The sequence below is a fragment of the Streptomyces sp. NPDC005408 genome (assembly GCF_040606445.1).
GTDB lineage: Bacteria > Actinomycetota > Actinomycetes > Streptomycetales > Streptomycetaceae > Streptomyces.
Genome location: NZ_JBEXEX010000017.1, coordinates 16,649 through 37,334 on the forward strand (window position 1 = coordinate 16,649; position 20,686 = coordinate 37,334).

The window sequence follows — 20,686 nt, forward strand, 5'->3', positions numbered from 1 at the left end:
CCGGGCGCTGTAGGAGGTGGACGGCCGGACCCGGAAGCGATGAACGTTCAGGCGGTGGGGCGCGGCAGAGCGCGGCAGTTCGAGGAGTGGTTCTGAGCCCAGTCCTTGAGGTCGTAGCTCACGCCGACGTGGTTGAAGTAGGACGCTTCGCAGCCCCGGCAGACGGCCGCGTGGCGGTCCGGCAGAGCGCTGGTCGGCTGCGGCACGACGTCGACAGTCGCGCCCACGATGGTCAGGAACCGGAACAGCACATCGGCAGGCCAGGCGGCCGGGATGGTCTGGCTGATCACAGCGAATCTCCTTGACTGGACGGGGTGTTCAGGCAGCGGACTGTTCCTGCGGATCGGCGCAGGTCACGCACATGCCGAGCGAGGGCGGAATGCAGTAACCCGCATCGCCCTGGTGGACCCGGCACCAACGGCGGGCGCGCATCATCGCTTCGTGCGCGCGCCACATGCCCTCGCTCATCGGCCGGACCGGCCGGGCTAGGTCAACGCGGTACAGGAAGGCCACCAGCGGTCCACGCCTGCGGCGCGGACGCAGCAGCTGCGCGGCGACGTCTTGCCCACCAGGGCGCAAGTCACAGACACGCAGTTGGCGACGCGTCGCATAGCCGTCCGGAGCACAGCGCCACGGGAAAGTGGGGATACCGAACCGCTCACCTGTCGGGTCGAAGCAGTCGGCAAGCGTCAGCCGCTTCACGCGGCCACCGCCTCACGCTCCCCGTCGCCCCTGTCGGCGCGCTCTGCCTTGAGCGTGTCGCGCAGCGCACGGGCCTTGACCGGCGCGGTGCGGACCGCCTTACGGATCGCCTCAGCCGTCAGCTGAGCATCCGACCAACCAGCCGTCTTCTCACGGGCTTCAGCGAGGAGTTCGTCCGCCGTGCGCTTCGGTCGATCCGATCGGGCCGCAACGGGCACCCGACCGGTCGGCCGACGCCGACCAGGCCCGACCGGAGCCGTCGGCTCGATCGGCAGACCGAGACCGGCGAGCACGCGCTCACGAGCGACCGCTTCCGAATCGGCCGAAGCGTCGACCGGGATCGGGTCGGAGGGGGTCGATTCCCGCAGCTCAGAGGGCGACTGATTTACGGTAACCTGCTGCGTTTCTTCCTGTTTTGCGACAACGGTCGACGACGCGCCGAACATGGCCGCCAACGCAGCATCCGCACCGTGCGCAACCCGCTCACGCTGGATATCCAGCAACCGCATGCCGAGCGAGTGGTCACCCAACCCAACCTTGCGGGCCAGCTCCCACGACGTGCGCTCCGAGGCACCCCGAACCTTCTCATCAGGGTGGTTCGCAGCCACGGCACGGTGATACGCCAACTCCCGCACCACGGCAGCGGCGCGCGCTTCCGCCTCGGCATCCCGGCCGTCGGTGTGAACCACGATGCGGCGAGCCAGGAACGCCATGCCCTCAGCCGACACGCACATGCCCATCGGGGTCACCGCGTAAATCACGGTCCGCCCGGGGTCGCCCCCGGCCATGGCAGCCATCGCAGACGCAGCAGCAGGCAGGGCCCACAGCCCAATCCGGATGACGCGCGGCGAGGGCTGCCCCAGCATGGTCAACCCCAGCAGCACCAGGGCCAGAACAGCGGTCGCACCCTCACCGGCCGCAACCGCACCCAGCGCAGTTCCCTCGCCGTACGCACGACTGATGTTGCTGAACGTCCCAATGCCACCGGCCACGCCGGTGGCGAGCATGGGTACGAACGCCGTAGCCAAAACGGCTTTCTGTGCCTTCGTCAACGGCCTGCGTGTCTGCGTCATGCCCCCACCCCCGACACGCTCCCCGCGTCGGACTGGTTGGCGTGGTCCCTCCGCGCAGCAAGCACCTTGCGTCGAGCCCGCCGGATACGACGCGCGTCCAGCTCCGTCGCCGGACGATCGAGCGTGATGATCTGCGCGTCCAGCAATTCGACTTCCGCCGTGATGACGGGCATCTCCAGCTCGATCGCATCCAGCTGTGCGGCCGACGGTTCGCGGTCAAACTCCGCGGCGGTAACAACCGCCTGAACAGCACCGATGTACTCCATGGGTCGTGTTCCTCTCAGCGTGGAACGGCCCGAACAGCGGCTCCCGGGGTGCCACCCGGGAGCCGCGCGCCGTTGAAGTCGGAAGATCCGGCTCCCCTGAGCGCTGCTCGTACGAGACGAGCAGCGGAGGCAACCGGCGCGGCGCTATCCGCCACGAGTCGGTGGAAGGTGACCGGTTGGCCGCGGCACTCCGATGTGCTCGCGGACCGGGGATGGAACGGCGCGCCGCCGTGCCGGTCGATCACGGCCGCGCCTATCGCTTTCGTCGACTCATTTCCGCTCCTTCAGGTCGCTGATCAGGGGATACGCACTGCAAGGGGGACCGTGCCCCCACTCTCCGGCCGTTGCTCGCGGTCACCGGGCCACCTCGCCAGTAGGGCCGAAGCCCCGTTCCCCTGGCCTTTAGCGGGATTGCAGCGTCCCCGCCCTGCGCATTCGTGCGGTCGTGGTGAGCCCTTCTGCGTCCCGTGTACGAACACGTCGGGATCGGGCAGCTCCCCTGGTCAAAGGACCAAGGAAGCGAAGCGACCTAGGCCGCTTGCCGCCAATTTGAAAGCTACCTAGGTCGCTTGTGGCTCGTCAAGCGCTCACGCGGCCTGATTGCAAACGACCTAGGTCAAGTACGCTTTCGGTGTGGACTCACAGCCGAAGAGGAAGCCCAACGCCCGCGAAATCGCCGCCCGGATCAGAGACGAGATCGCCGCAGGGACGTTCGGTCCTGGGGATCGCCTCCCTGGTGCCCGGGCTTACGCCAAGAAGCTCGGCGTGGCGCTGATGACCGTGCAGAACGCCTACGCGCAGCTCCAGGAAGAGGGGCTGGTGGAAGGCGTCTCGGGGAGCGGCACCTACGTCCGCGACCCCGCCCCAGGTGAGCAGGGCCCCCGCGAGGCTGCCCAGCGCCTGACCGACCTGCAAGCCGAGGTCGCGCGCGTCTCGACCGAACTCGTCGGCCTTGTCGAGCGTGTCAAGCAGCTTGAGGCGGTCGTGGGCCCCACCGAGGGGGAGCCCGGCGCCTAGCGTCTCTCGCGGTGCGTTCGCCATCATGCTCTTAGCGTGTCCCGGCGAGCGCTCCGTGAGTACGTACTCCCGCCGCCCCTGCACCGAACTAATCCGAACTTTGGCTGCTTAACGGGGTGTTGGCGGGTCGTTAGCGGCTGCAAGACTGGCTGCATGGCTGAACTGAACGGAAAACCCGTCACCCTCGACGAACTCCAGAGCCTCGCCCTCACGAACTATGGGCACTTCACGTCGATGCGCATGGAAGACGGCACCATCCGGGGCCTATCGCTTCACCTGGACCGATTGGTGCGGGACTGCCGAATCGTCTTCGGTGTCGAGTTGGACCGCGATCAGACGCAGAGCTACATCCGTAAGGCAGCCGAGGGCGTCACCGGTGCCGCTGGTCTTCGCGTCACAGTCTTTGATCCCGCTATCGACATGGGACGACCCAGCGACGCCAAGTCCCCTCACGTTCTGGTGAACTTGCGGCCGGCGGGAGCCATGCCCCCGCCCCCGCTCACCGCCAAGTCCTTCACCTTCACTCGTGACAGTGCCGCGGTGAAGCACATCGGCCTCCACTCGCAGCTCCGGATTCGGCGTGACGCACAACTCGCCGGATTCGACGATGCAGTGTTCGTCGAACCGGACGGCCGTGTCTCCGAGGGGGGCACGTGGAATCTCGGTTTCGTCGCCCAAGACGGGACAGTCATTTGGCCGGACGCCCCCGTGCTCCCCGGTACGACGATGCTCCTGCTTCAGAGCCTTGACGCTCCAAAGCAGGTCACTGCCCCGGTCCAGCTTGCCGACGTCCCGAACATGGCCGCCGCATTCGCCACGAACACGTCGATCGGCGTGCGCTCCGTGAGCGCGCTCGACGACGTGCAGTTCCCGCAGGACCACCCTGTGCTCGACGCACTGCGTTTCGGCTACGCCGGGATTCCCGGCGACCGCCTGTAGACGCGTGCCGCCGCCCCTCTCCGGAGCGGCGATTCACGTGAGGTAGCCCATGCCACTCGTTACGAAATGGACCGGACGTGAAGTTAAGGCACTGCGTGAAGCCGTACGCATGAGCCTCATGGAGTTCTCCGAGAAGCTCGGGGTGTCCGATCGCATCGTCTCTCGGTGGGAGGCAGACGGCGAGCAAGCCACCCTGCGCATGGTGAATCAAGCGGCCTTGGACACCCTGCTCGCCAAGGCCGACCAGGATGCTCAGGGGCGCTTCGTCGGCATCCTTGCGGAGGACGACATCCCTACCCAAGCGGTTATCGAACCCGACGAAGAACAGACGAGCAGCGGCGACTACGTGAAGCATTCCGGTGACGGGAAGCACATGGCACATGTTCCGGAAGGGATCTTCCTGTCGGGGGAGGACGACGATCCGGTGTGGGTGGATGAATTCCACATCGACACCTTCCCGACGACCAACGCCGACTACGCGCGGTTCTGCGCCGCCACCCGGCATCCGGTGCCTGAGCACTGGCAGAACGGCCGGTGTCCGCGTGAGCTGTACGACCATCCCGTTGTACACGTGACCTGGCGAGACGCGAACGCGTACGCGACGTGGGCGGGGAAGTCGCTGCCGACAGCCGAACAGTGGGAGAAGGCGGCGAGAGGCACCTCCGGCCGTACCTTCCCGTGGGGCGACCAGAAGACGGCCGCAAAGTGCAACGTCCGAGAGACCGGGGTGGAGCTTACGACGTCCGTCTCTCGATACCACAGCGGCGTTTCGCCGTACGGGGTCTATGACATGGTGGGCAACGTGTGGGAATGGCTCGCGACGCCGACTACGCCAGGGCGGTACGAACTTCGCGGGAGCGCCTTCACGAGCCCTCTGTTCCGGGGAGCGCCCGCCGTTTCCAACGACGCCAACGACACGATGCATGACGACGACACAGGCTTCCGATGTGTGGCGACGCCTGAACAGATGACGCCCCGCAAGGGGTGAGGGCCACCGACGGAATTCATCTTCCTGCGGTTCTAGGGATACAGGCCGTGACGGATCCCGCCCGCGGCAACCGGGCATCGGCCGAGAGCGTCCCAGCGGACATGACGACCACCAGCACACCGCCCCCCTTAAGCCCGCCGGACTGGCCACACTGCGCAGGCGGTGCGGACCCGATCAGCGACCCGGTTGGCTGCCGCGGTCGTCGGGTAGAGCCGTCCGGCGAGTGCCTGGCTCACCTCAGGAACGCGGATAGGGCCACCTACCTCAGCGCACTGACGCCTGGCAGCGACGTCGACCACCGCGGCACCCCCATCTCACAGAGTCTGCTGCGGCAACTCCTGGACGCGCTCCGTGATCCCGCTAGCGGACAACCCCGCGTTGGCGTCGCCTGGTTCGACGAAGCGAGGTTCTCCGGCGGCGCCTGGTTCGGCAGTGTGAGGTTCGCCGCCGAAGCCCGGTTCGGCAGGGCGAAGTTCTCCGACGGCGCCTGGTTCGACGAAGCGACGTTCTCCGGCGTCGCCTGGTTCGACGAAGCGACGTTCTCCGGCGACGCCTGGTTCGGCAGGGCGAAGTTCTCCGACGTCGCCAGATTCATCAGTGTGAGGTTCGCCGCCGAAGCCCGGTTCGACGGGGTGACGTTCTCCGGCGACGCCTGGTTCGGCAAGGTGAGGTTCGCCGCCGAAGCCCAGTTCGAGGGGGTGACGTTTTCCGCCGACGCCCGGTTCGATTGGGCGAGGTTCGCCGCCCACGCCTGTTTCGAATGGGCGACGTTCGAGAAAACTGGGCAGCTGGGCCCCCTGGTCTGCCAGGGAACCCTCGTCCTGTCCAGAGCACGGTTCGCCAGCCCCGTGACACTTGAGGCGGCAGCAGCCCGCCTCGAGTGCCAGCGAACGCGGTGGGACTCCACGGCCGCCCTGCGGCTGAGATACGCCAGTGTCGACCTGAGCGACGCGGTCTTCGAGTATCCGCTGAGCGTCACCGCTCGGCCCGCACCCTTCCCCCATCCGAGCGGCCGAGGCCTGCCAGAGGGGGAGCTGATTGGCAACGATTCGGGGGTGCGCATGGAGTCCCTGCAGGGAGCAGACGCGGCGCACCTGGTGCTCCACGACGTGGACCTCAGCGGCTGCCTGCTGTCCGGAACGGTGCACCTGGACCAGCTGCGGCTGGAAGGTGAATGCCCGCTTGCGCCCATCCCTGCTGGTCTGCGGCGGCGTGGGCTGCTTCCGGTGCGCTGGACCGCACGGCGGACGCTGGCCGAGGAACAGCACTGGCGCCATATGCAGGGGCTGTCCGGCTGGACAGAGGCGCCGTACGGGGTGGAGGTGGTGGGTCCGGCGGGACTGGCGCCGGTGTACCGGCAGCTGCGGAAGTCCTTCGAGGACAGCAAGAACGAGCCGGACGCGGCGGACTTCTATTACGGCGAGATGGAGATGCGCCGCCACGATCGCAAACGGCCCCGCGCCGAGCGGGCACTGTTGGCCGTGTACTGGGCGGTGTCCGGGTACGGTCTGCGGGCTACCCGCGCACTGGGCTGGCTGCTCGGTGCCATGGCTGGCACGGTGCTGGTCATGATGCTGTGGGGGCTACCGCTGGACGACCCGAAACCCGCCACCACCGGACGGCTGGCCGGACAGGACATCTCACTGACCACCGACAAGCCCGACCCGGTCAACCCTTCCGGCCCGCTCCGCACCCGGCTCACTCCCGAGCGATGGGAGAAGTCCCTGCGGACCGTGGTGAACTCGGTCGTCTTCCGCTCTTCCGGCCAGGACCTCTCCACTGCCGGTATCTACACCGAGATGGCCTCCCGGCTGGCCGAACCCGTGCTGCTCGGCCTCGCCGTGCTCGCCATCCGTGGGCGGGTCAAGCGGTAGCCGTCACTCCAGCATTTCGTCACCCCGAAGTTCCCCATATCGCCGGTGAGCCGGTGACGGCAAGGGCCCTTTTCCGGGGCCCATGGGCCATGTGTGGGCCAGACACCCCTGACGGGAGCCGAAACGGCACCTGACCAGGGCGTTCGTGCCGCACGCTTGACGCTCTTGAAAACCGTCGTGGCAGCGATGTCACCGTGGGTTCAAATCCCACACCCACCGCATATGGCACATAAGGCCAGGTGAGAAGGGGTGCCCGGAGCGTCCGGGTACCCCTTCCGTATTCGAACTGTCTCACGGTTTCTCGCCTGTGCCCCGGGTCTGACCAGGGTGTGTGGCCCAGGTGTGGCCCAGGACTAAGCGGCCCCGGGGAAGTCCGGGCGGCGAACGCGGCCGCTCCCGCTCCGGTACCGTTCGCCCCGGCACGGGCCACGGCGAGGGAAGGAACGCGGCGAGCGCCACGGAGTGTGGATCGTGGGCGGCTTCCCGGATGCGGCGGTGGTGCAGCCTGGTCACCTCTGCTCATTGCCTGCCGCGTCGAGCGACCGAAGGCGGTGCACCGTGGCGCCGCAGCCTGGGTGGATTCGCGCCGAAGACGGCGGCGAGTTCGGGGATCGTGGGCCGGGCGCCCGGGTCGGGCCGGAGGCAGCCGTCGATGGCCGCAGCAAGGTCGCGCGGCAGGCGTCGGCGGGACGCTATCGGCGGCGCAGTTCCTTCGAGCTGGGGATACCAATCGTCCCGGCCGCTCGGTTCGCCGCCGCCACCGGTCCCGTCCACGGTCTCGCCACTGTCGAACGGCACATCGCCGGTGGCGACCTCGTACAAGGTGACGCCGATGCCCCACACGTCGGCGGCGGCCGACAGCGGGCCGCCGCGCGCCTGCTCGGGAGCGAGATAGCAGAAGGTGCCCACGCCGGGAGGGGCGATGCCGGGCGGGCGCGCAACGCTGAGGTCGAGCACTTTGGCGTGCCCGCAGTCGACGACGACGTTGGAGGGCTTGAGGTCCAGGTGCAGCAGACCCTGCCCATGGAGGTAGTGGATCGCGGAACACATGTGCACGCCGAGGAGGGCCACGTCCTCGGCGGCCGTTCGGCGCCGCAACCGGTGGATGAGGTGGGACAGCGTTTCGCCGGTCAGCGTTTCCAGCACGACGAGCGGTTCGGGCGACTCGAAATTCTCGTAGGCGCGCACCAGGTGCGGATGGGTGAAGGCCCGGAGCCAGTCGCCCTCCCGCAGCAGCCGATCCCGTAGCCGATCCTCGTGACGTCGGTCGGGGCGCACCACTTTCACCACGCATCGGCAGCCGCGTTCCTCGCTCCAGCTGTCGTAGAGGTCGAGCCACCCGGTCCGGGCGAGGTGCGCAAGCACCTCGTAACCGGGCGCGGGTCTCGTTCCGGGCGCCAGGGGCGGCGGAGCCGGTCGTGCTGTGGCGTGGCTCATGAGAGCACCTTCCTCGCGGGTGGGGAGCCAGCGGGCACGGTGCCGGTTGCTCCGATCAGCCGGTGAAGCCGGGCGTAGGTCCCCCCGCGTACGAGCAGGTCTTCATGTGTGCCGCGCTCGACGACCCGGCCGTGGTCCAGCACCACGATCCATGTCGCGTCGCGGACCGTGAGCAGATTGTGCGAGATGACGATGGTGGTCCGACCGGACATCAGCCTGCGCAGGGGTTCCATGATCCGCCAACCCGACTGGGCGTCCAGACCGGTGGTCGGCTCGTCGAGGAGCAGTACGGGCGCGTCCCTGATCATCGCGCGGGCGATCGCGAGGCGCTGGCGCTGCCCGCCGGAGAGCGTCCGACCGCGCTGGCCCACCAGGGTGTCGTAACCCTCCGGAAGGAGCCGGATGAAGTCGTGCGCGTCGGCGGCGCGGGCCGCTGCGACGATGTCCGCGTCTGTCGCCTCCGGGCGGCCGTAGGCGATGTTTTCGCGCACGGTGCCGTGAAAGACGAGGGTCTCCTGCAGTACCACCGCGACGTTCTCGCGCAGTTCGGACAGCCGGAGGTCCTTCAGATCGGTGCCGTCGAGGCGGACCGCCCCATGCTCCGGGTCGTAGAAGCGCAGTTGCAGCTTCGCGACCGTGGACTTGCCGGCACCACTCGCCCCGACCACCGCCAGCGTCCCGCCGGACTCCACTCGGAACGACACGTCGGACAGCGCCCACCGGGACGTGCCGGGATAGCGGAAGGAGACGCCGTCGAACTCCACCTCCCCGCGGGCACGCCCGATCCGCCGGGCGTCGGCGGCTTCGAGGACCTGGGGGCGCTGGTCGAGCAACTCGATGATCCGCTCGGCGGAGGCGGACGCCGCGTAGAAGGTGTTGGTGAGGTGGGACAGGTCGCGGATGGGGCTGTATAGCTTGCTCAGCAACGCCAGGAAGACCAGCAGCCCGCCCAGCGTGAGCTGCCCCTGCGCCAGTTTCCAGGTGCCCAGCGCCATCACGGCCAGCGCCCCGGTCAGCTCGATGATGTCGACGATCGGCCCGTAGACCGCGCGGATCCGCGCCGAAGCCAGCGCCGCGCGGAACCTGCCCACGTTCTCGCGCTCGAACCGGCCCTCCTCCCACTCCTGCCGGTTGTACGCCTGGACCAGGGCGGTGTTGCCGAGCGACTCCTCTGCGATCGCACTGATCGAACCGCTGCGCCGTCTGCGCTCCCGTGACACGGCCTTGATCAGCCGGGAGAAACGCCGGGCCGAGCACCAGAACAGCGGCACGATGACGAGTGCGAGGAGAGTCAGATCCCACCGCAGGTAGAACAGCAGGCCGAGGAAGACGCCCAGGCGGACGACGTGATAGAGGCCGTTCGCCACCCCTGAGAGGAGGAACGTCTCGACCGCGTCGACGTCGCCGGTGACACGGGACAGCACGTCCCCCAGGCGCCGTCGTTCGAAAAACCCGAGCGAGAGTCCCTGGACATGCCGGAACACATCCAACCGGAGTGTCAGCAGGAACCGCTCGCTGACCCAGGTGGAGAGCACATCGTCGGCGAATCCCAGAATGCCGGAGCAGACGATGAGGCCCATGTATGCAAGGGCGATCCAGAGGAAGGGGCCCAGATCACGCGGGACGAGGACGTCGTCCACCACGACCTTGAAAAGCCAGATCTCGGCCGCGTCGATGACAGGTCCGATCATGCTGAAGCCGAGCAGGGGAACGAGCCAGCGCCGACCACCGCGTGTATAGGGCCAAAAACGCCGGAACACCTCACGCGGGGCGACCGGAGGCGCGGCGGCGACAACCGCATCGTGGTCATCGGTCACTGAGAGCAGCCGCCGCAGAACCGAGACACGCGCCATGGCATCCTCATGGATCATGGGTTGAGCGGGCCGGGAACCGGGGCTCCGGCCCGCTCAGCCGTTGTCTGCGGTCACTTGTGACCATGGGTGGTGGTACGGCGACGACGACGGCGCTTGCCGGTGGAGTCGGCGCGGCTTGACGTCGACGGCTTGTCCTTCTTGCCGCGACGGTGCTTCGCGGGACTGAGATGACTGAAGATCATGAGCTTCCCTCCTGCAATGTGATTTCAATCCAGATACGTCTCAGAGCGGCCGTTGGATGGCGCTCCGGGGAAATTTCTTGCGCGCTCCTCATATCCGCAGGCCAGGGCGGTGGGAGCTGCGCCGCGGCCCGGACGAACGCGAGCGCGGCGAGCAGCGGCCGGGCACGGATCCGGTCGCCGAGGAAGCCGACCGCGACGGCGGACCGTCGGCCGGCCGACTGGCGACGACGTCGCACGTCTCGTCAAGGCCATCACCGCCGGCCGCTGACCGCGCCTAACGCGGGGGCCCGTCAGCGGTGCGCTACAGCCAACCGGAGTGACATCTTCCTTGTAAGCCTGACGGTGGTACGCACCAGTCGTCGCTGGCCGATAGGCCATACGGCAGCACCAGGTCGATCACGTCCGACGGCACCTCGCAAAACCCCACCTGACCCTGGATAACCGCTCGACCTGGCACGAGTCTGGCACGCCCTCCGGCACTACAGCCTCGCACCTCCATCCGCACCGCTACCTCCCGCCCCGAATCGGCGACTAGCGTTGCCAAGTCAGGCAACACTCGCGAGTAAGACGGCCACGAGCCCGGGTCCGGCCGCGCGACGCGGCGGTGCGCGCCGGGCAGAGGCCCGCCGACGCCCGGCACAGTCGACCACCGCAGTCCGATGCCGAGGCTGGCGACCGAGCCCGACCCACCACCAGCAAACGGGGCGGTCAAGGGGGGCTGACGAGGGAAGTCGGCATCCGTTCGCCACTCACCATCAGGGATGGCCTGCGGATATGAGCGGCCGTCACGCTGGGCGCCGCACGGGTTGTCGCAACCGTTCGTGCAGCAGCAGCAGCAGCAGCAGCGGCGGCGGCCTCGGCCGAGCGGCCCAGCCACGGAGCAGGTTCAGCCGGTTGCCGCCATCGGGAGGCCTGGTACCTGCCAGCACCACAGTATTGGCGCGTGTCCGATTTGCGGCATAAGGCTCAGCTCTCCGAGGCATCGCCAGGAAGGCAGGAACGTACGTGAAAATCTCATTCAGGCGGGAAGGGGGTTCCCGAACCGGAGCGATCCGTCGGTGGCTCTTGTCGATGCTGCTGGCGCCCCTGCTGGCCCTGACACCCACGCTCGCGTACGCCCAGGGCGCATGGCTGACGGTGCCTCACCTGAACACCGCCCGCTCCGGCTTGGCGGCGGCGACCGCGCCCTGTCCTTCGGGCCTTGCGGGGCTGCGGGGGACCTGCGTGTACGCGTTCGGCGGCTCCGACGGCACCGGCGTGGTGAGCACGGTGGAGGCGTACAGCCCGGTCACGAACATGTGGGTGACCTTGCCCTCGATGAACACTGCCCGCTCCGGCTTGGCGGGGGCGACCGCGCCCTGTCCTTCGGGCGTTGCGGGGCTGCGGGGGACCTGCGTGTACGCGTTCGGCGGCTCCGACGACGCCGGCCCCGCGAACCAGCTGAGCACGGTGGAGGCGTACAGCCCGGCCACGAACATGTGGGTGACCCTGCCCTCGATGAACTCCACCCGGGACACGCTGGCTGGGGCGACCGCGCCCTGCCCCCCGGGTGTCGCCGGGCTGAGGGGGACCTGCGTGTACGCCGTAGGCGGCGGCAACCGCAGGGCCGGTTTCATTCAGCTGAGCACGGTGGAGGCGTACAGTCCGGCCACGAACATGTGGGTGACCCTGCCCTCGATGCCCACCGCCCGCAACTCTCTGGCCGGAGCGGCCGCGCCCTGCCCGAACGCGGTCGTGGGACGGAACGAGACCTGCGTGTACGCCTACGGCGGTTTTCCCGGCGGCGGCGCCCCCGATGATCTGCATCGCACGGTGGAGGCGTACGTTCCCACCCCCAATGTCTGGGCGACGTTGCCGTTGATGCCCACTGCCCGCTCCGGCCTGGCAGGCGCGGCCGCACCGTGCCCCAAGGCCGCGAGGCAGATCTGCGTGTACGCGTTCGGCGGCGTTCGTACCAGCGATGCCCTACGCACGGTGGAGGCCTACAGCCCCACGGCCAATGTCTGGGCGACGCTGCCCTCGATGCCCACCGCGCGCTTCAACCTGGCAGGGGTCGCCGCGCCGTGCCCCGATAGCTTGCACCGCACATGCGTCTACGCCATCGGCGGTAGCAACGGCGGAGCCCTCCCCCTGGACACGGTGGAGGCCTTCGACATCGAAGACTGACCGGTCCGGTTCCCGAAGGCGGCGTACTGCTCCGCACGGGACGCCGGGCCGACGGAACCCGGGTGACGTTCCGAAGGGGTGCCTCTCAGTGAGAGGCACCCCTTCCGCGTTCAGCCGCACCACACTGCTTCCGTGGCAGGCGCTCGCCCTTCAGGCGATAGGCCTGCCGCTGCCCTGCCCGTGTTCTGCGAAGCCCTGATCGATGAGGTCGTTCATCCTGGCCTTTTCGCCATCCAGGACCTTCGCGTAGTAGCGCTGTAGGACAGCGATGCGCGCCCGCACTCTGGTCGAGATCATCGCCGGACGGCGTCGATCATCCTTTCCTCGCGCGCATCAAGGACACAGACGCCAGTCGCGCCACAGAGGAGACCAGCCCTGGAATGAGGAACCATGCCGGCAGATTCTCCGCCGGCATTCCTACGGAGAGGGCCGCTACGGACAGCACCAGGTGCGCCGCTGCCACGATGAGTCTCGCGCTCGCGTTCGGCGGGGCTTCCGTCGCCTTCTGGTTCTGCTGTCCGTTCTGGATGGTCGTCTGGCTGCTGGCCCTGCCTCTTGGCCTGGCGGGCCTGGTCCGGGGCGTCGTCGAGAACCGCGCTGCGTCGCAGCACGGTGCGAGTCGGGTTCAGACGCTGATCGGTCTGGGGCTTGCTTCCCTGGGGACGGCCGCGGCGGTCGCGTACATGATCTTTGTGATCACGCACCCGGACCTGCTGATTCAGGACTAGGCGCGTGAACCTGCGCCGGCGGCCGGTTCGAAGCCCGCGAGCATCTGCTCGAGTGCATGCTGGTCCGGGCCGACGAAGGGGTCCGCGCCCGGGGCCTCGGTGAGGGTGTCGAGCATCTGCGGGGTCAGGCCCGGTGCGGGCGGCAGGTGGGTGCAGAGGACCAGGTCCGGGGCCATCGTCCGCAGGGGCTGGAGTGTGGCGAGGTATTTGTCCCTGTCGACCGCGTGCACCCAGGGGCTGTCGACCGTCGCCCACAGCAGTTGCCCGCCGCGCAGGTCCTCGGCGGGTACGGCGCCGACGTCGTCGGCGACGGCAAGTTCCGCGCTGGGCATCGGCGCGCCGAAGCAGTCGGAGCTGAAGCACGTCGCCGTTCGGTCGTCGTAGAAACCGACGGTGGCGGGGTTGTCGAACAGCGGCGGCCGGAACGCCCTGAGGACGCGGTCGCCGACGTCCAGGGTCTGGCCCGGGTTGACCAGGCAGACGCGGTCGAGGGGCAGAGGCCGTTCGGTGGACATGATGCCCGCGCCGATGAAGGTGGTCACCACGCGTGCCTTGGGTGCCGCGGCGAGCAGGTCGAACAGCCCGCCGGTGTGGTCGCGGTCGGGGTGCGTGAGCCAGATCCAGCGGACGTCGACCGGGTCGAGGACCGAGCCGAGGGTGTTGAGGAAGTCCCGGTCGGCGAGCGAGAGGCCGGTGTCGACGACCACGGGCTCGAGGGCGTGCAGGACGAAGGCGTTGACCGGTAGGAAGCCGATTCCGGGCACTTCGAGATAGTCACTGAGGACGGTGGTGTCACGTCCTGCCTTGTGAATGCTCATGGTGAGTCTCCGTGAGTCCCCCAGGGGACGGGGGCGGGACCGCGGCCGTCCAGAGAGCCGCGGCCGCGATCAGCCCCGCGACCCGCTCGCGGGTGCACAGGACCCCGGAGTCGCGGTGCCCATGTATCCAGAGTGTGCCCGTGAGGATGCCCACGCACCCGGGACCCCGGTCAGTGGCGGCGTCCCGACGTGAGCCGGTCGGCCGAGGCGATCGTCGCGCGGGCCTCCCGTTCCGTCAGGCCCGCGTGGACCGCCGCTTCGGTGAGGGCGTCCGCGAGTTCGTCGCCGAAGCCGTTCTCGTATGCGCGGCAGGCCGCCCAGAACAGCCGGGTGTTGCGCTGGCCCTCGTGCGCAGCGAGGACGAACTGGACCAGGCCCTGGCCCTGCGGCGGGCGCGACGCGGCGGCCTGGGTGTGGTGGGGGCGTACGGGGGGTGTCACAAGGCGCAGGAGTGCGCGGGGGCAGGGCGCGGGGGACAGCTCCGCCGTGCCGGGTGCGAGGCGGTACGCGCCGTGGGCGCTGACCGAGCCGGGGCCGACGAGATAGCCGCCGGCGCCGCGGACGTCGATTCCGGGGGCGAGCCGGCTCGCGGAGTTCGGGACGACCACGTCGGGCGGGCCGGTCAGCCAGAGGTGGCGGCCGCCGCTCGGGGTGAGGACGGTGACCGTCTCCGGGATGGTGAACAGATGGCGCAGGGCCAGATCCTGGAGCGCGGCGACGGAGTCGGTCGAGGACTTGGTGTCGAGGTCGATGCCGATCAGATGGTGCGGCGGCCTGCCGCAGGCGATGCCGTAGCCGGTGGCCCAGGGGGCGGCGGCGAAGAGGGCCCGTACGCCGGCCGGGTCGGTGGTGGCGTCGTGGACACCATGGCCGGGGAGGCCGCATTCGCCGCGGCACAGGACCGGCTCGGCCTCTCCCCGGTGCGGGGAGCGCAGGGCGGGGAGCTTGGTGGGGGACAAGGGGATGACGGGGAGCCCGCGCTCGGCGGCGGAGAGAGCGTGGGCGAGGGCCAGGGTGGCGTTCTGCCGGTCGGTGGTGGCCATGGCTCTATGTTCGTACAGGTGTTCGAAGAAAGGAAGGGGGAAAGATTGGCCGAAAATATGCCGTAACGCTTCCCTCCTTGCCCTGTCCGGGTTGTGCGGTGTTAAGGGGGCTGAGCTGGGGTTCTGTCGGCGCGGAGGGGGTTTATCGACATGTCATCACGCTTGAGGGGGAATTGGGGCCTCCGGGGTGGTTCGCCAGGGATTCGGTGGGCAACTTGATCTCGCGATGTCGTGACCACGATCCCGGGCGGTCGGCCAACTGCCTTGGAACAAGCCGTAGTTCTGCAGTTCGGTTCCAGTTCCAGTTCCTGGAGGAAATGACATGGCAAGCATCCGTACCGCCCGCGCTCTCGCCGCCGTCGCTGCCCTGCCCCTCGCTGCCGCCCTGTTCTCGGGTGTCGCCCAGGCTGACAACGGCGCGTTCGCGGACGACGGATCGAACGCGACGGTGGCCTCGATCGTCGGCAGTGGCGTCGCCGGCGACAACTGGGGCAATTCGACCACCACCCAGCAGGTGGCGAGCGGCGCCGGAGCGTCCAACCAGAACAACACCGCAAGCGTGAACGGCTCGGGCTTCACGGCGATCGACCAGTCCAGCGCGGTGGTGAACTTCACGAATCTGTGGTGAGGACCGGCCCCCGACGGGGGGTTGGACCGAGGGTGAACGACGGCCTGCGCGACGGTACTTCGGTGCCGTTGCGCAGGCTGTTGTGCGTACCGCGAGCACGCTGTTGTGCGTGCCGCGCAGGCTGTGACGCGTACAGGGGCATGGGCGAGTCCCGGCACTGCACCTGCGCCGACCTTGACAGCGGACGCGCATCTGACGGACAGTCAGAAACCCTGATCCGTACGCCCGGGAGGCGGCCGCCGTGCACCTCGCCCCGACGGAGCGGCAGCAGCAGCTGCGCGCCGAACTTCGCTCGTACTTCCGAGATCTGATGCCGGACGGGCCGCCGCCCGCCGACGACGAGGCGGGCCGGCGGCTGCTGCTGCGACGCATCGGGGCGGACGGGATGCTCGGTCTCGGCTGGCCCGTGGAGTACGGAGGCCAGGGGCGGGGCCCCGACGAGCAGTTCGTCTTCTTCGACGAGGCGTACCGCGTCGGTGCGCCCGTCTCGATGGTCACCCTGAACACCGTCGGTCCGACCCTGATGAAGTACGGAACCGAGCAGCAGAAGTCCTTCTTCCTGCCGCGCATCCTCAGTGGCGACCTCGTCTTCGCGATCGGCTACAGCGAGCCGGAGGCCGGTACCGACCTTGCCTCGCTGCGTACGCGTGCCGTGCGGGACGGCGGCTTCTGGGTCGTCGGCGGGCAGAAGATCTTCACCAGCAACGGCCAGAACGCCGACTGGATCTGGCTCGCGTGCCGTACGGATCCGCAGGCGCCCAAACACAAGGGCATCTCGATCGTCCTGGTCCCGACGGACGCGCCGGGCTTCTCGTGGACGCCGATCGAGACGGTGGGCGGGCTGACCACGACGTCGACGTACTACGACGGGATACGGGTGCCCGCCGCGAACCTCGTCGGCGAGGAGAACGGCGGCTGGGGGCTGATCACCAACCAGCTCAACCACGAGCGGGTCGCCCTCGCGGCGATCGGAATGCAGGCCGCGGACTTCTACGCGGCGGCGCTGGAGCGGGCGCGAACACCCGATCCGGTGACGGGCGAGCGCCGGATTGACGCGTCGTGGGTCCAGTCCAGAGCGGCCGAAGTACATGCCCGGCTGGCGGCAACGCGCCTGCTCAACTGGCGTTTGGTGGGGGATGTGGGGGCGGGCCGACTGGCACCCGGCGATGCGAGCGGCGTGAAGTTCGCGGGAACCGAATCAGCGGTCGAGGTGTATCGAATGTGCCAGGAAATCACGGGGGAGGCGGGGCTGATCCGGGCCGGATCGCCCGGCTCGCTCGACATCGGAGCTCTGGGGGACGGGGAGCTGGAGCGGATGAACAGAGCGGCGCAGATCAACACCTTCGGGGGCGGGGTGAGCGAGGTGCAGCGGGAGATCGTCGCGACGATGCGACTCGGCATGAAGAGGGGGAAGCGGTGACGGACCTGTATGAGCGGTTGAAGGCGTACGAGGGGCGGGCGACCGCCGCCTCCCCGGGCGTCGGCAAGGACCTGGTCAACGAGCCGATGATCAGGCACTGGTGCGAGGCCATGGGGGACACCAACCCCGCCTACAGCGGACCGGACGCCATAGCGCCGCCGACGATGCTGCAGGCCTGGACGATGGGCGGTCTCTCCGGGCATTCGGAGCGGTCGGCGGCGCATGACGAGCTGTTCGGCCTGCTCGACGAGGCGGGATACACCTCGATCGTGGCGACCGACTGCGAGCAGGAGTATCTGCGGCCGCTGAGGCCGGGGGACCGGATCACCTTCGACGGGCTGATCGAGTCGGTGTCGGAGCTCAAGACGACGAAGCTGGGGACGGGCCACTTCGTCACGACACGGATGGACGTCAGGGCCGACGGTGAACTGGCCGGGACGCATCGCTTCCGGATCCTCAAGTACGCACCGGCCCGGCGGAAACCGAAGGCCGCGGCCAGGCGCCCACGGCCGGTGATCAACAGGGACAACGCCGGATTCTGGGAGGGGGTGGCCGAGCACAAGCTGCTCATCCAGCGGTGCGGCGGGTGCGGGGCACTGCGCTTCCCCTGGCTGCCGGGATGCGGTGCGTGCGGCTCGGCGGAGTGGGACACGGTCGAGGCGAGCGGCGCAGGGACGGTCTACTCGTACGTGGTGATGCACCATCCGCCGTTCCCGGCCTTCGCCCCTCCCTATGCGGTCGGGCTGATCGAGCTCGCGGAAGGTGTCCGCATGGTCAGCAATGTGGTCGGCGTGCCGTACGACAAGGTGCGGATCGGGATGCCCGTGCGGCTCGATTTCCTGCGGGTGGACGAGGAGTTGGAGCTACCGGTCTTCAGCTGCTCGGACGGGGACGGGGGTGCCGGCTGATGGACTTCACGCCCACCGAGGAGCAGACGGCCGCGCGGGACCTGGCGGCGCGGATCTTCGGCGATCTCTCCACGCATGAGCGGCTGGCCTCCGCCGGAACCGGTACGGACGCGGAGCTGTGGAAGGCGCTGTGTGCGGCCGGCCTTCCCGGGGCCGCCGAGGACATAGGTCTGCTCGGTCTTGTGCTGCTCCTGGAGGAGCAGGGGCGGACCACGGCGCAGGTGCCCTTCGCCGCGACGTGTGTGTACGGAGTGCTGGCGGTGGCCGCGCACGGCACGGACGAGCAGCGGGCCCGGCTGCTGCCCGCGCTGCGCGACGGCACGGCGGTGGCGACCGGGGCGTTCCCGGCCCGCGGCGGCATACGGGTATCTGCGCCGGGCCGGCTGAGCGGTTCACTGCCGTTCCTGCCATGGCTCCGGGACGCCACCCATGTGCTGGTCCCGGACGCCGACCGGGCGCTGTGGCTCGTACAGACCGCCGAGGCGGAGGTGACGGACGTGGAGACCACGGCGCCCTGGGCGGCGGGGCGGCTCGTCCTGTGCGGGACCCCGGGCGAGCAGCTGGGCCGGCCAGGTGCGTACGAGTCCGTGCTCGCCCTGGGCCGTACCGCCTTCGCCGGGCTCCAGGCTGGGGTGTGCGCGGGCTCGCTCGCCCGGGCCGTCGAACACACCACGACCCGCGAGCAGTTCGGGCGTCCGCTCTCCACCAACCAGGGCGTGCTGCTGCGCGCCGCCGACGCCCATATGGACACCGAAGCGATACGGGTCACGGCCTACGAAGCCGCCTGGCGCCAAGACGAAGGGCTGGACGCGGCCGCCGAGGTGCTGACCGCCGCATGGTGGGCCTCCGAGGCCGGCAAGCGCGTCGTCCACGCCGGGCAGCATCTGCACGGCGGGACCGGTGCCGACCTGGACCATCCCGTCCACCGGCACTTCCTGTGGGGCCGCCAGCTGGACGCCTACCTCGGCTGTGGTCCCGAACTCCTCGCTGAACTCGGCCAGTTGCTCGCAAAGGAGCCAGTACGTGAAAGCCGGTGACGAACTCCCGCCGCTCACCATCCCCATCACCCGCACCCTGATCGTCGCCGGGGCCGTGGCCTCCCGCGACTACCAGGACGTGCATCACGACACGGAGCTCGCGAAGGAGAAGGGATCCCCGGACATCTTCATGAACATCCTGACGACCAACGGCCTGGTCGGGCGGTACATCACCGACTGCCTCGGGGAGCACGCCGAGCTCCGCAAGGTCGCCATCCGGCTCGGCGCACCCAACTACCCCGGAGACACGATGGTGTTGAGCGGCACGGTCACCTCCGTCGAGGACGGCACCGCCGAAGTGCGGGTGGTCGGCGCCAACGGCATGGGGAACCACGTCACCGGCACGGTGACCGTGAGCCTCGCACAGAGCCCAGAGGGCGCCGTATGAGCATCCGCGGCCGGGACACGCTCGGCGGCCGGGCGGCCGTCGTCGGCATAGGGGCGACCGAGTTCTCCAAGGACTCCGGCCGCAGCGAACTGAAGCTGGCCGTCGAGGCGGTGCACGCCGCCCTCGACGACGCGGGCCTCTCCCCCGCCGACGTCGACGGCCTCGTCACCTTCACCATGGACACCAGCCCGGAGATCACCGTCGCCCAGGCGGCCGGCATCGGGGAGCTGTCCTTCTTCTCCCGTATCCACTACGGCGGCGGCGCGGCCTGCGCCACCGTGCAGCAGGCCGCTCTCGCCGTCGCCTCCGGGATCGCCGAAGTCGTCGTCTGCTACCGGGCGTTCAACGAGCGGTCCGGCCGGCGCTTCGGTTCCGGGGTGCAGCACCGCGAGCCGTCCGCCGAGGGCACGGCACTCGGCTGGAACCTCCCGTTCGGGCTGCTCACCCCGGCATCCTGGGTCGCCATGGCAGCGCAGCGCTATCTGCATACGTACGGGCTGACGCCCGACGCGTTCGGACATGTGGCCGTCACCGACCGACGTCACGCGGCGAACAACCCCGCCGCGTACTTCTACGGGAAGCCGATCACCCTCGCCGAGCATGCAGCATCCCGCTGGATCGTCGAGCCGTTGCGTCTCCTGGACTGCTGCCAGGAGACCGACGGCGGCCAGGCGATCGTCGTCACCAGCGCCGAGCGCGCCCGCGATCTGCCGCAGCCGCCGGCGGTGATCGTCGCGGCCGCGCAGGGTGCGGGCCGGGCTCAGGAGCAGATGACCAGCTTCTACCGGGACGATCTCACCGGTCTGCCGGAGATGGGCGTCGTCGCCCGACAGCTGTGGGCGACCTCCGGGCTCACTCCCGGAGACATCGACGTCGGCATCATCTATGACCATTTCACCCCTTTCGTCCTGATGCAGCTGGAGGAGTTCGGGTTCTGCAAGCCGGGCGAGGCCGCGGAGTTCGTGGCCGCGGACGTGCTGCCGCTCAACACCCATGGCGGGCAACTGGGCGAGGCGTATCTGCACGGGATGAACGGCATCGCGGAGGCGGTCAGACAGATCCGCGGCACCTCGGTCAACCAGATACCCGGCGCGTCCAGGACACTGGTCACCGCGGGCACCGGCGTCCCCACCTCCGGGCTCATCCTGGGGGCGGACGGCTGACGGAAGCCGCGCGGGCGGCCATCGCACCGGGGCGG

General features: G+C 69.1%; 22 protein-coding genes and 1 pseudogene. 13 read left to right on the forward strand and 10 right to left on the reverse strand.

The window, feature by feature from the left end; genetic code table 11:
- Positions 1-47: 47 nt before the first annotated feature.
- From ABZS64_RS18045 to ABZS64_RS18060, 4 genes are read right to left on the reverse strand one after another with little or no spacing between them, the layout of a single operon-like run.
- Positions 48-290, reverse strand: coding sequence for a hypothetical protein (locus ABZS64_RS18045; protein WP_355830067.1), 243 nt, complete (start codon positions 288-290; stop codon positions 48-50).
- A 28-nt stretch (positions 291-318) separates the two neighbouring features.
- On the reverse strand, positions 319-702 hold the full coding sequence (locus tag ABZS64_RS18050) for an RRQRL motif-containing zinc-binding protein (RefSeq protein ID WP_355830070.1): 384 nt from the start codon (positions 700-702) through the stop codon (positions 319-321).
- On the reverse strand, positions 699-1,775 hold the full coding sequence (locus ABZS64_RS18055) for a conjugal transfer protein (RefSeq protein ID WP_355830073.1): 1,077 nt from the start codon (positions 1,773-1,775) through the stop codon (positions 699-701). The genes ABZS64_RS18050 and ABZS64_RS18055 overlap by 4 nt, the downstream gene beginning before the upstream one ends.
- Positions 1,772-2,041 (reverse strand): DUF6284 family protein, encoded by a 270-nt coding sequence (locus ABZS64_RS18060; RefSeq protein ID WP_355830075.1) that lies wholly within the window; start codon positions 2,039-2,041, stop codon positions 1,772-1,774. Before ABZS64_RS18060 ends, ABZS64_RS18055 begins: the two co-directional genes overlap by 4 nt.
- A gap of 633 nt (positions 2,042-2,674) precedes the next feature.
- Between ABZS64_RS18060 and ABZS64_RS18065 the strand changes: the two genes are divergently transcribed.
- From ABZS64_RS18065 to ABZS64_RS18080, 4 genes are all read left to right on the forward strand, one after another.
- Complete coding sequence (locus tag ABZS64_RS18065; protein WP_355830078.1) at positions 2,675-3,058, forward strand: winged helix-turn-helix domain-containing protein; 384 nt, start codon at positions 2,675-2,677, stop codon at positions 3,056-3,058.
- 153 nt (positions 3,059-3,211) lie between these two features.
- Positions 3,212-3,997 carry an aminotransferase class IV family protein gene (locus ABZS64_RS18070; protein WP_355830081.1) on the forward strand — a complete coding sequence of 262 codons (786 nt, stop codon included), beginning with the start codon at positions 3,212-3,214 and terminating at the stop codon, positions 3,995-3,997.
- Positions 3,998-4,106: 109 nt separating this feature from the next.
- Entirely contained in the window at positions 4,107-4,985 is an 879-nt protein-coding gene (locus ABZS64_RS18075; protein WP_355830084.1) for an SUMF1/EgtB/PvdO family nonheme iron enzyme, read from the forward strand.
- 101 nt (positions 4,986-5,086) lie between these two features.
- Positions 5,087-6,859 (forward strand): pentapeptide repeat-containing protein, encoded by a 1,773-nt coding sequence (locus ABZS64_RS18080; RefSeq protein ID WP_355830367.1) that lies wholly within the window; start codon positions 5,087-5,089, stop codon positions 6,857-6,859.
- Between the two features lie 519 nt (positions 6,860-7,378).
- Here ABZS64_RS18080 and ABZS64_RS18085 read toward each other — a convergent pair.
- From ABZS64_RS18085 to ABZS64_RS18095, 3 genes are read right to left on the reverse strand one after another with little or no spacing between them, the layout of a single operon-like run.
- The gene (locus ABZS64_RS18085; RefSeq protein ID WP_355830087.1) at positions 7,379-8,296 is read right to left on the reverse strand and encodes a serine/threonine-protein kinase; all 918 of its coding nucleotides are present in this window, start codon (positions 8,294-8,296) and stop codon (positions 7,379-7,381) included.
- Positions 8,293-10,167 (reverse strand): ABC transporter ATP-binding protein, encoded by a 1,875-nt coding sequence (locus ABZS64_RS18090; RefSeq protein ID WP_355830089.1) that lies wholly within the window; start codon positions 10,165-10,167, stop codon positions 8,293-8,295. Before ABZS64_RS18090 ends, ABZS64_RS18085 begins: the two co-directional genes overlap by 4 nt.
- Before the next feature lie 53 nt (positions 10,168-10,220).
- A complete protein-coding gene (locus ABZS64_RS18095) occupies positions 10,221-10,352 on the reverse strand; it encodes a hypothetical protein (RefSeq protein WP_355830092.1) in 132 nt (43 codons plus the stop codon).
- Positions 10,353-11,423: 1,071 nt separating this feature from the next.
- Between ABZS64_RS18095 and ABZS64_RS18100 the strand changes: the two are divergent.
- Both ABZS64_RS18100 and ABZS64_RS18105 read left to right on the forward strand, forming a co-directional pair.
- A pseudogene (locus tag ABZS64_RS18100) lies at positions 11,424-11,804 on the forward strand (kelch repeat-containing protein); the annotation flags it as partial.
- A 45-nt stretch (positions 11,805-11,849) separates the two neighbouring features.
- The gene (locus ABZS64_RS18105; protein WP_355830370.1) at positions 11,850-12,518 is read left to right on the forward strand and encodes a hypothetical protein; all 669 of its coding nucleotides are present in this window, start codon (positions 11,850-11,852) and stop codon (positions 12,516-12,518) included.
- Positions 12,519-12,668: 150 nt separating this feature from the next.
- Here the strand turns inward: ABZS64_RS18105 and ABZS64_RS18110 are convergent, their stop codons facing one another.
- Positions 12,669-12,815 carry a hypothetical protein gene (locus ABZS64_RS18110; protein ID WP_355830094.1) on the reverse strand — a complete coding sequence of 49 codons (147 nt, stop codon included), beginning with the start codon at positions 12,813-12,815 and terminating at the stop codon, positions 12,669-12,671.
- A gap of 167 nt (positions 12,816-12,982) precedes the next feature.
- On the opposite strand from ABZS64_RS18110, the gene ABZS64_RS18115 reads away from it, so the two are divergent.
- Positions 12,983-13,246 (forward strand): hypothetical protein, encoded by a 264-nt coding sequence (locus ABZS64_RS18115; RefSeq protein WP_355830097.1) that lies wholly within the window; start codon positions 12,983-12,985, stop codon positions 13,244-13,246.
- Here the strand turns inward: ABZS64_RS18115 and ABZS64_RS18120 are convergent.
- Positions 13,243-14,064 carry an MBL fold metallo-hydrolase gene (locus ABZS64_RS18120; RefSeq protein ID WP_355830099.1) on the reverse strand — a complete coding sequence of 274 codons (822 nt, stop codon included), beginning with the start codon at positions 14,062-14,064 and terminating at the stop codon, positions 13,243-13,245. The two genes, ABZS64_RS18115 and ABZS64_RS18120, sit on opposite strands and share 4 nt — an antisense overlap.
- A gap of 170 nt (positions 14,065-14,234) precedes the next feature.
- Positions 14,235-15,107, reverse strand: a complete 873-nt coding sequence (locus ABZS64_RS18125; protein WP_355830102.1) for a bifunctional DNA primase/polymerase — start codon at positions 15,105-15,107, stop codon at positions 14,235-14,237.
- Positions 15,108-15,429: 322 nt separating this feature from the next.
- On the opposite strand from ABZS64_RS18125, the gene ABZS64_RS18130 reads away from it, so the two are divergent.
- The 6 genes from ABZS64_RS18130 (at position 15,430) to ABZS64_RS18155 (ending at position 20,651) form a co-directional block, all read left to right on the forward strand.
- Entirely contained in the window at positions 15,430-15,735 is a 306-nt protein-coding gene (locus ABZS64_RS18130; RefSeq protein WP_355830105.1) for a hypothetical protein, read from the forward strand.
- 241 nt (positions 15,736-15,976) lie between these two features.
- On the forward strand, positions 15,977-17,155 hold the full coding sequence (locus ABZS64_RS18135) for an acyl-CoA dehydrogenase family protein (protein WP_355830107.1): 1,179 nt from the start codon (positions 15,977-15,979) through the stop codon (positions 17,153-17,155).
- Positions 17,152-18,063 carry an OB-fold domain-containing protein gene (locus tag ABZS64_RS18140; protein WP_355830110.1) on the forward strand — a complete coding sequence of 304 codons (912 nt, stop codon included), beginning with the start codon at positions 17,152-17,154 and terminating at the stop codon, positions 18,061-18,063. The genes ABZS64_RS18135 and ABZS64_RS18140 overlap by 4 nt, the downstream gene beginning before the upstream one ends.
- On the forward strand, positions 18,063-19,100 hold the full coding sequence (locus ABZS64_RS18145) for an acyl-CoA dehydrogenase family protein (RefSeq protein ID WP_355830113.1): 1,038 nt from the start codon (positions 18,063-18,065) through the stop codon (positions 19,098-19,100). Before ABZS64_RS18140 ends, ABZS64_RS18145 begins: the two co-directional genes overlap by 1 nt.
- The gene (locus ABZS64_RS18150; RefSeq protein ID WP_355830115.1) at positions 19,087-19,488 is read left to right on the forward strand and encodes a MaoC family dehydratase; all 402 of its coding nucleotides are present in this window, start codon (positions 19,087-19,089) and stop codon (positions 19,486-19,488) included. Before ABZS64_RS18145 ends, ABZS64_RS18150 begins: the two co-directional genes overlap by 14 nt.
- The gene (locus tag ABZS64_RS18155) at positions 19,485-20,651 is read left to right on the forward strand and encodes a lipid-transfer protein (RefSeq protein ID WP_355830118.1); all 1,167 of its coding nucleotides are present in this window, start codon (positions 19,485-19,487) and stop codon (positions 20,649-20,651) included. The genes ABZS64_RS18150 and ABZS64_RS18155 overlap by 4 nt, the downstream gene beginning before the upstream one ends.
- The last annotated feature ends 35 nt before the right edge of the window (positions 20,652-20,686 follow it).

Coding starts and splice junctions, on each gene's coding strand:
- ABZS64_RS18055 (WP_355830073.1), bottom strand. CDS start 1,775: ATGACGCAGACACGCAGGCCGTTGACGAAGGCACAGAAAGCCGTTTTG.
- ABZS64_RS18060 (WP_355830075.1), bottom strand. CDS start 2,041: ATGGAGTACATCGGTGCTGTTCAGGCGGTTGTTACCGCCGCGGAGTTT.
- ABZS64_RS18070 (WP_355830081.1), top strand. CDS start 3,212: ATGGCTGAACTGAACGGAAAACCCGTCACCCTCGACGAACTCCAGAGC.
- ABZS64_RS18075 (WP_355830084.1), top strand. CDS start 4,107: ATGAGCCTCATGGAGTTCTCCGAGAAGCTCGGGGTGTCCGATCGCATC.
- ABZS64_RS18080 (WP_355830367.1), top strand. CDS start 5,087: ATGACGACCACCAGCACACCGCCCCCCTTAAGCCCGCCGGACTGGCCA.
- ABZS64_RS18085 (WP_355830087.1), bottom strand. CDS start 8,296: ATGAGCCACGCCACAGCACGACCGGCTCCGCCGCCCCTGGCGCCCGGA.
- ABZS64_RS18090 (WP_355830089.1), bottom strand. CDS start 10,167: ATGATCCATGAGGATGCCATGGCGCGTGTCTCGGTTCTGCGGCGGCTG.
- ABZS64_RS18095 (WP_355830092.1), bottom strand. CDS start 10,352: ATGATCTTCAGTCATCTCAGTCCCGCGAAGCACCGTCGCGGCAAGAAG.
- ABZS64_RS18105 (WP_355830370.1), top strand. CDS start 11,850: ATGAACTCCACCCGGGACACGCTGGCTGGGGCGACCGCGCCCTGCCCC.
- ABZS64_RS18110 (WP_355830094.1), bottom strand. CDS start 12,815: ATGATCTCGACCAGAGTGCGGGCGCGCATCGCTGTCCTACAGCGCTAC.
- ABZS64_RS18115 (WP_355830097.1), top strand. CDS start 12,983: ATGAGTCTCGCGCTCGCGTTCGGCGGGGCTTCCGTCGCCTTCTGGTTC.
- ABZS64_RS18120 (WP_355830099.1), bottom strand. CDS start 14,064: ATGAGCATTCACAAGGCAGGACGTGACACCACCGTCCTCAGTGACTAT.
- ABZS64_RS18125 (WP_355830102.1), bottom strand. CDS start 15,107: ATGGCCACCACCGACCGGCAGAACGCCACCCTGGCCCTCGCCCACGCT.
- ABZS64_RS18130 (WP_355830105.1), top strand. CDS start 15,430: ATGGCAAGCATCCGTACCGCCCGCGCTCTCGCCGCCGTCGCTGCCCTG.
- ABZS64_RS18145 (WP_355830113.1), top strand. CDS start 18,063: ATGGACTTCACGCCCACCGAGGAGCAGACGGCCGCGCGGGACCTGGCG.
- ABZS64_RS18155 (WP_355830118.1), top strand. CDS start 19,485: ATGAGCATCCGCGGCCGGGACACGCTCGGCGGCCGGGCGGCCGTCGTC.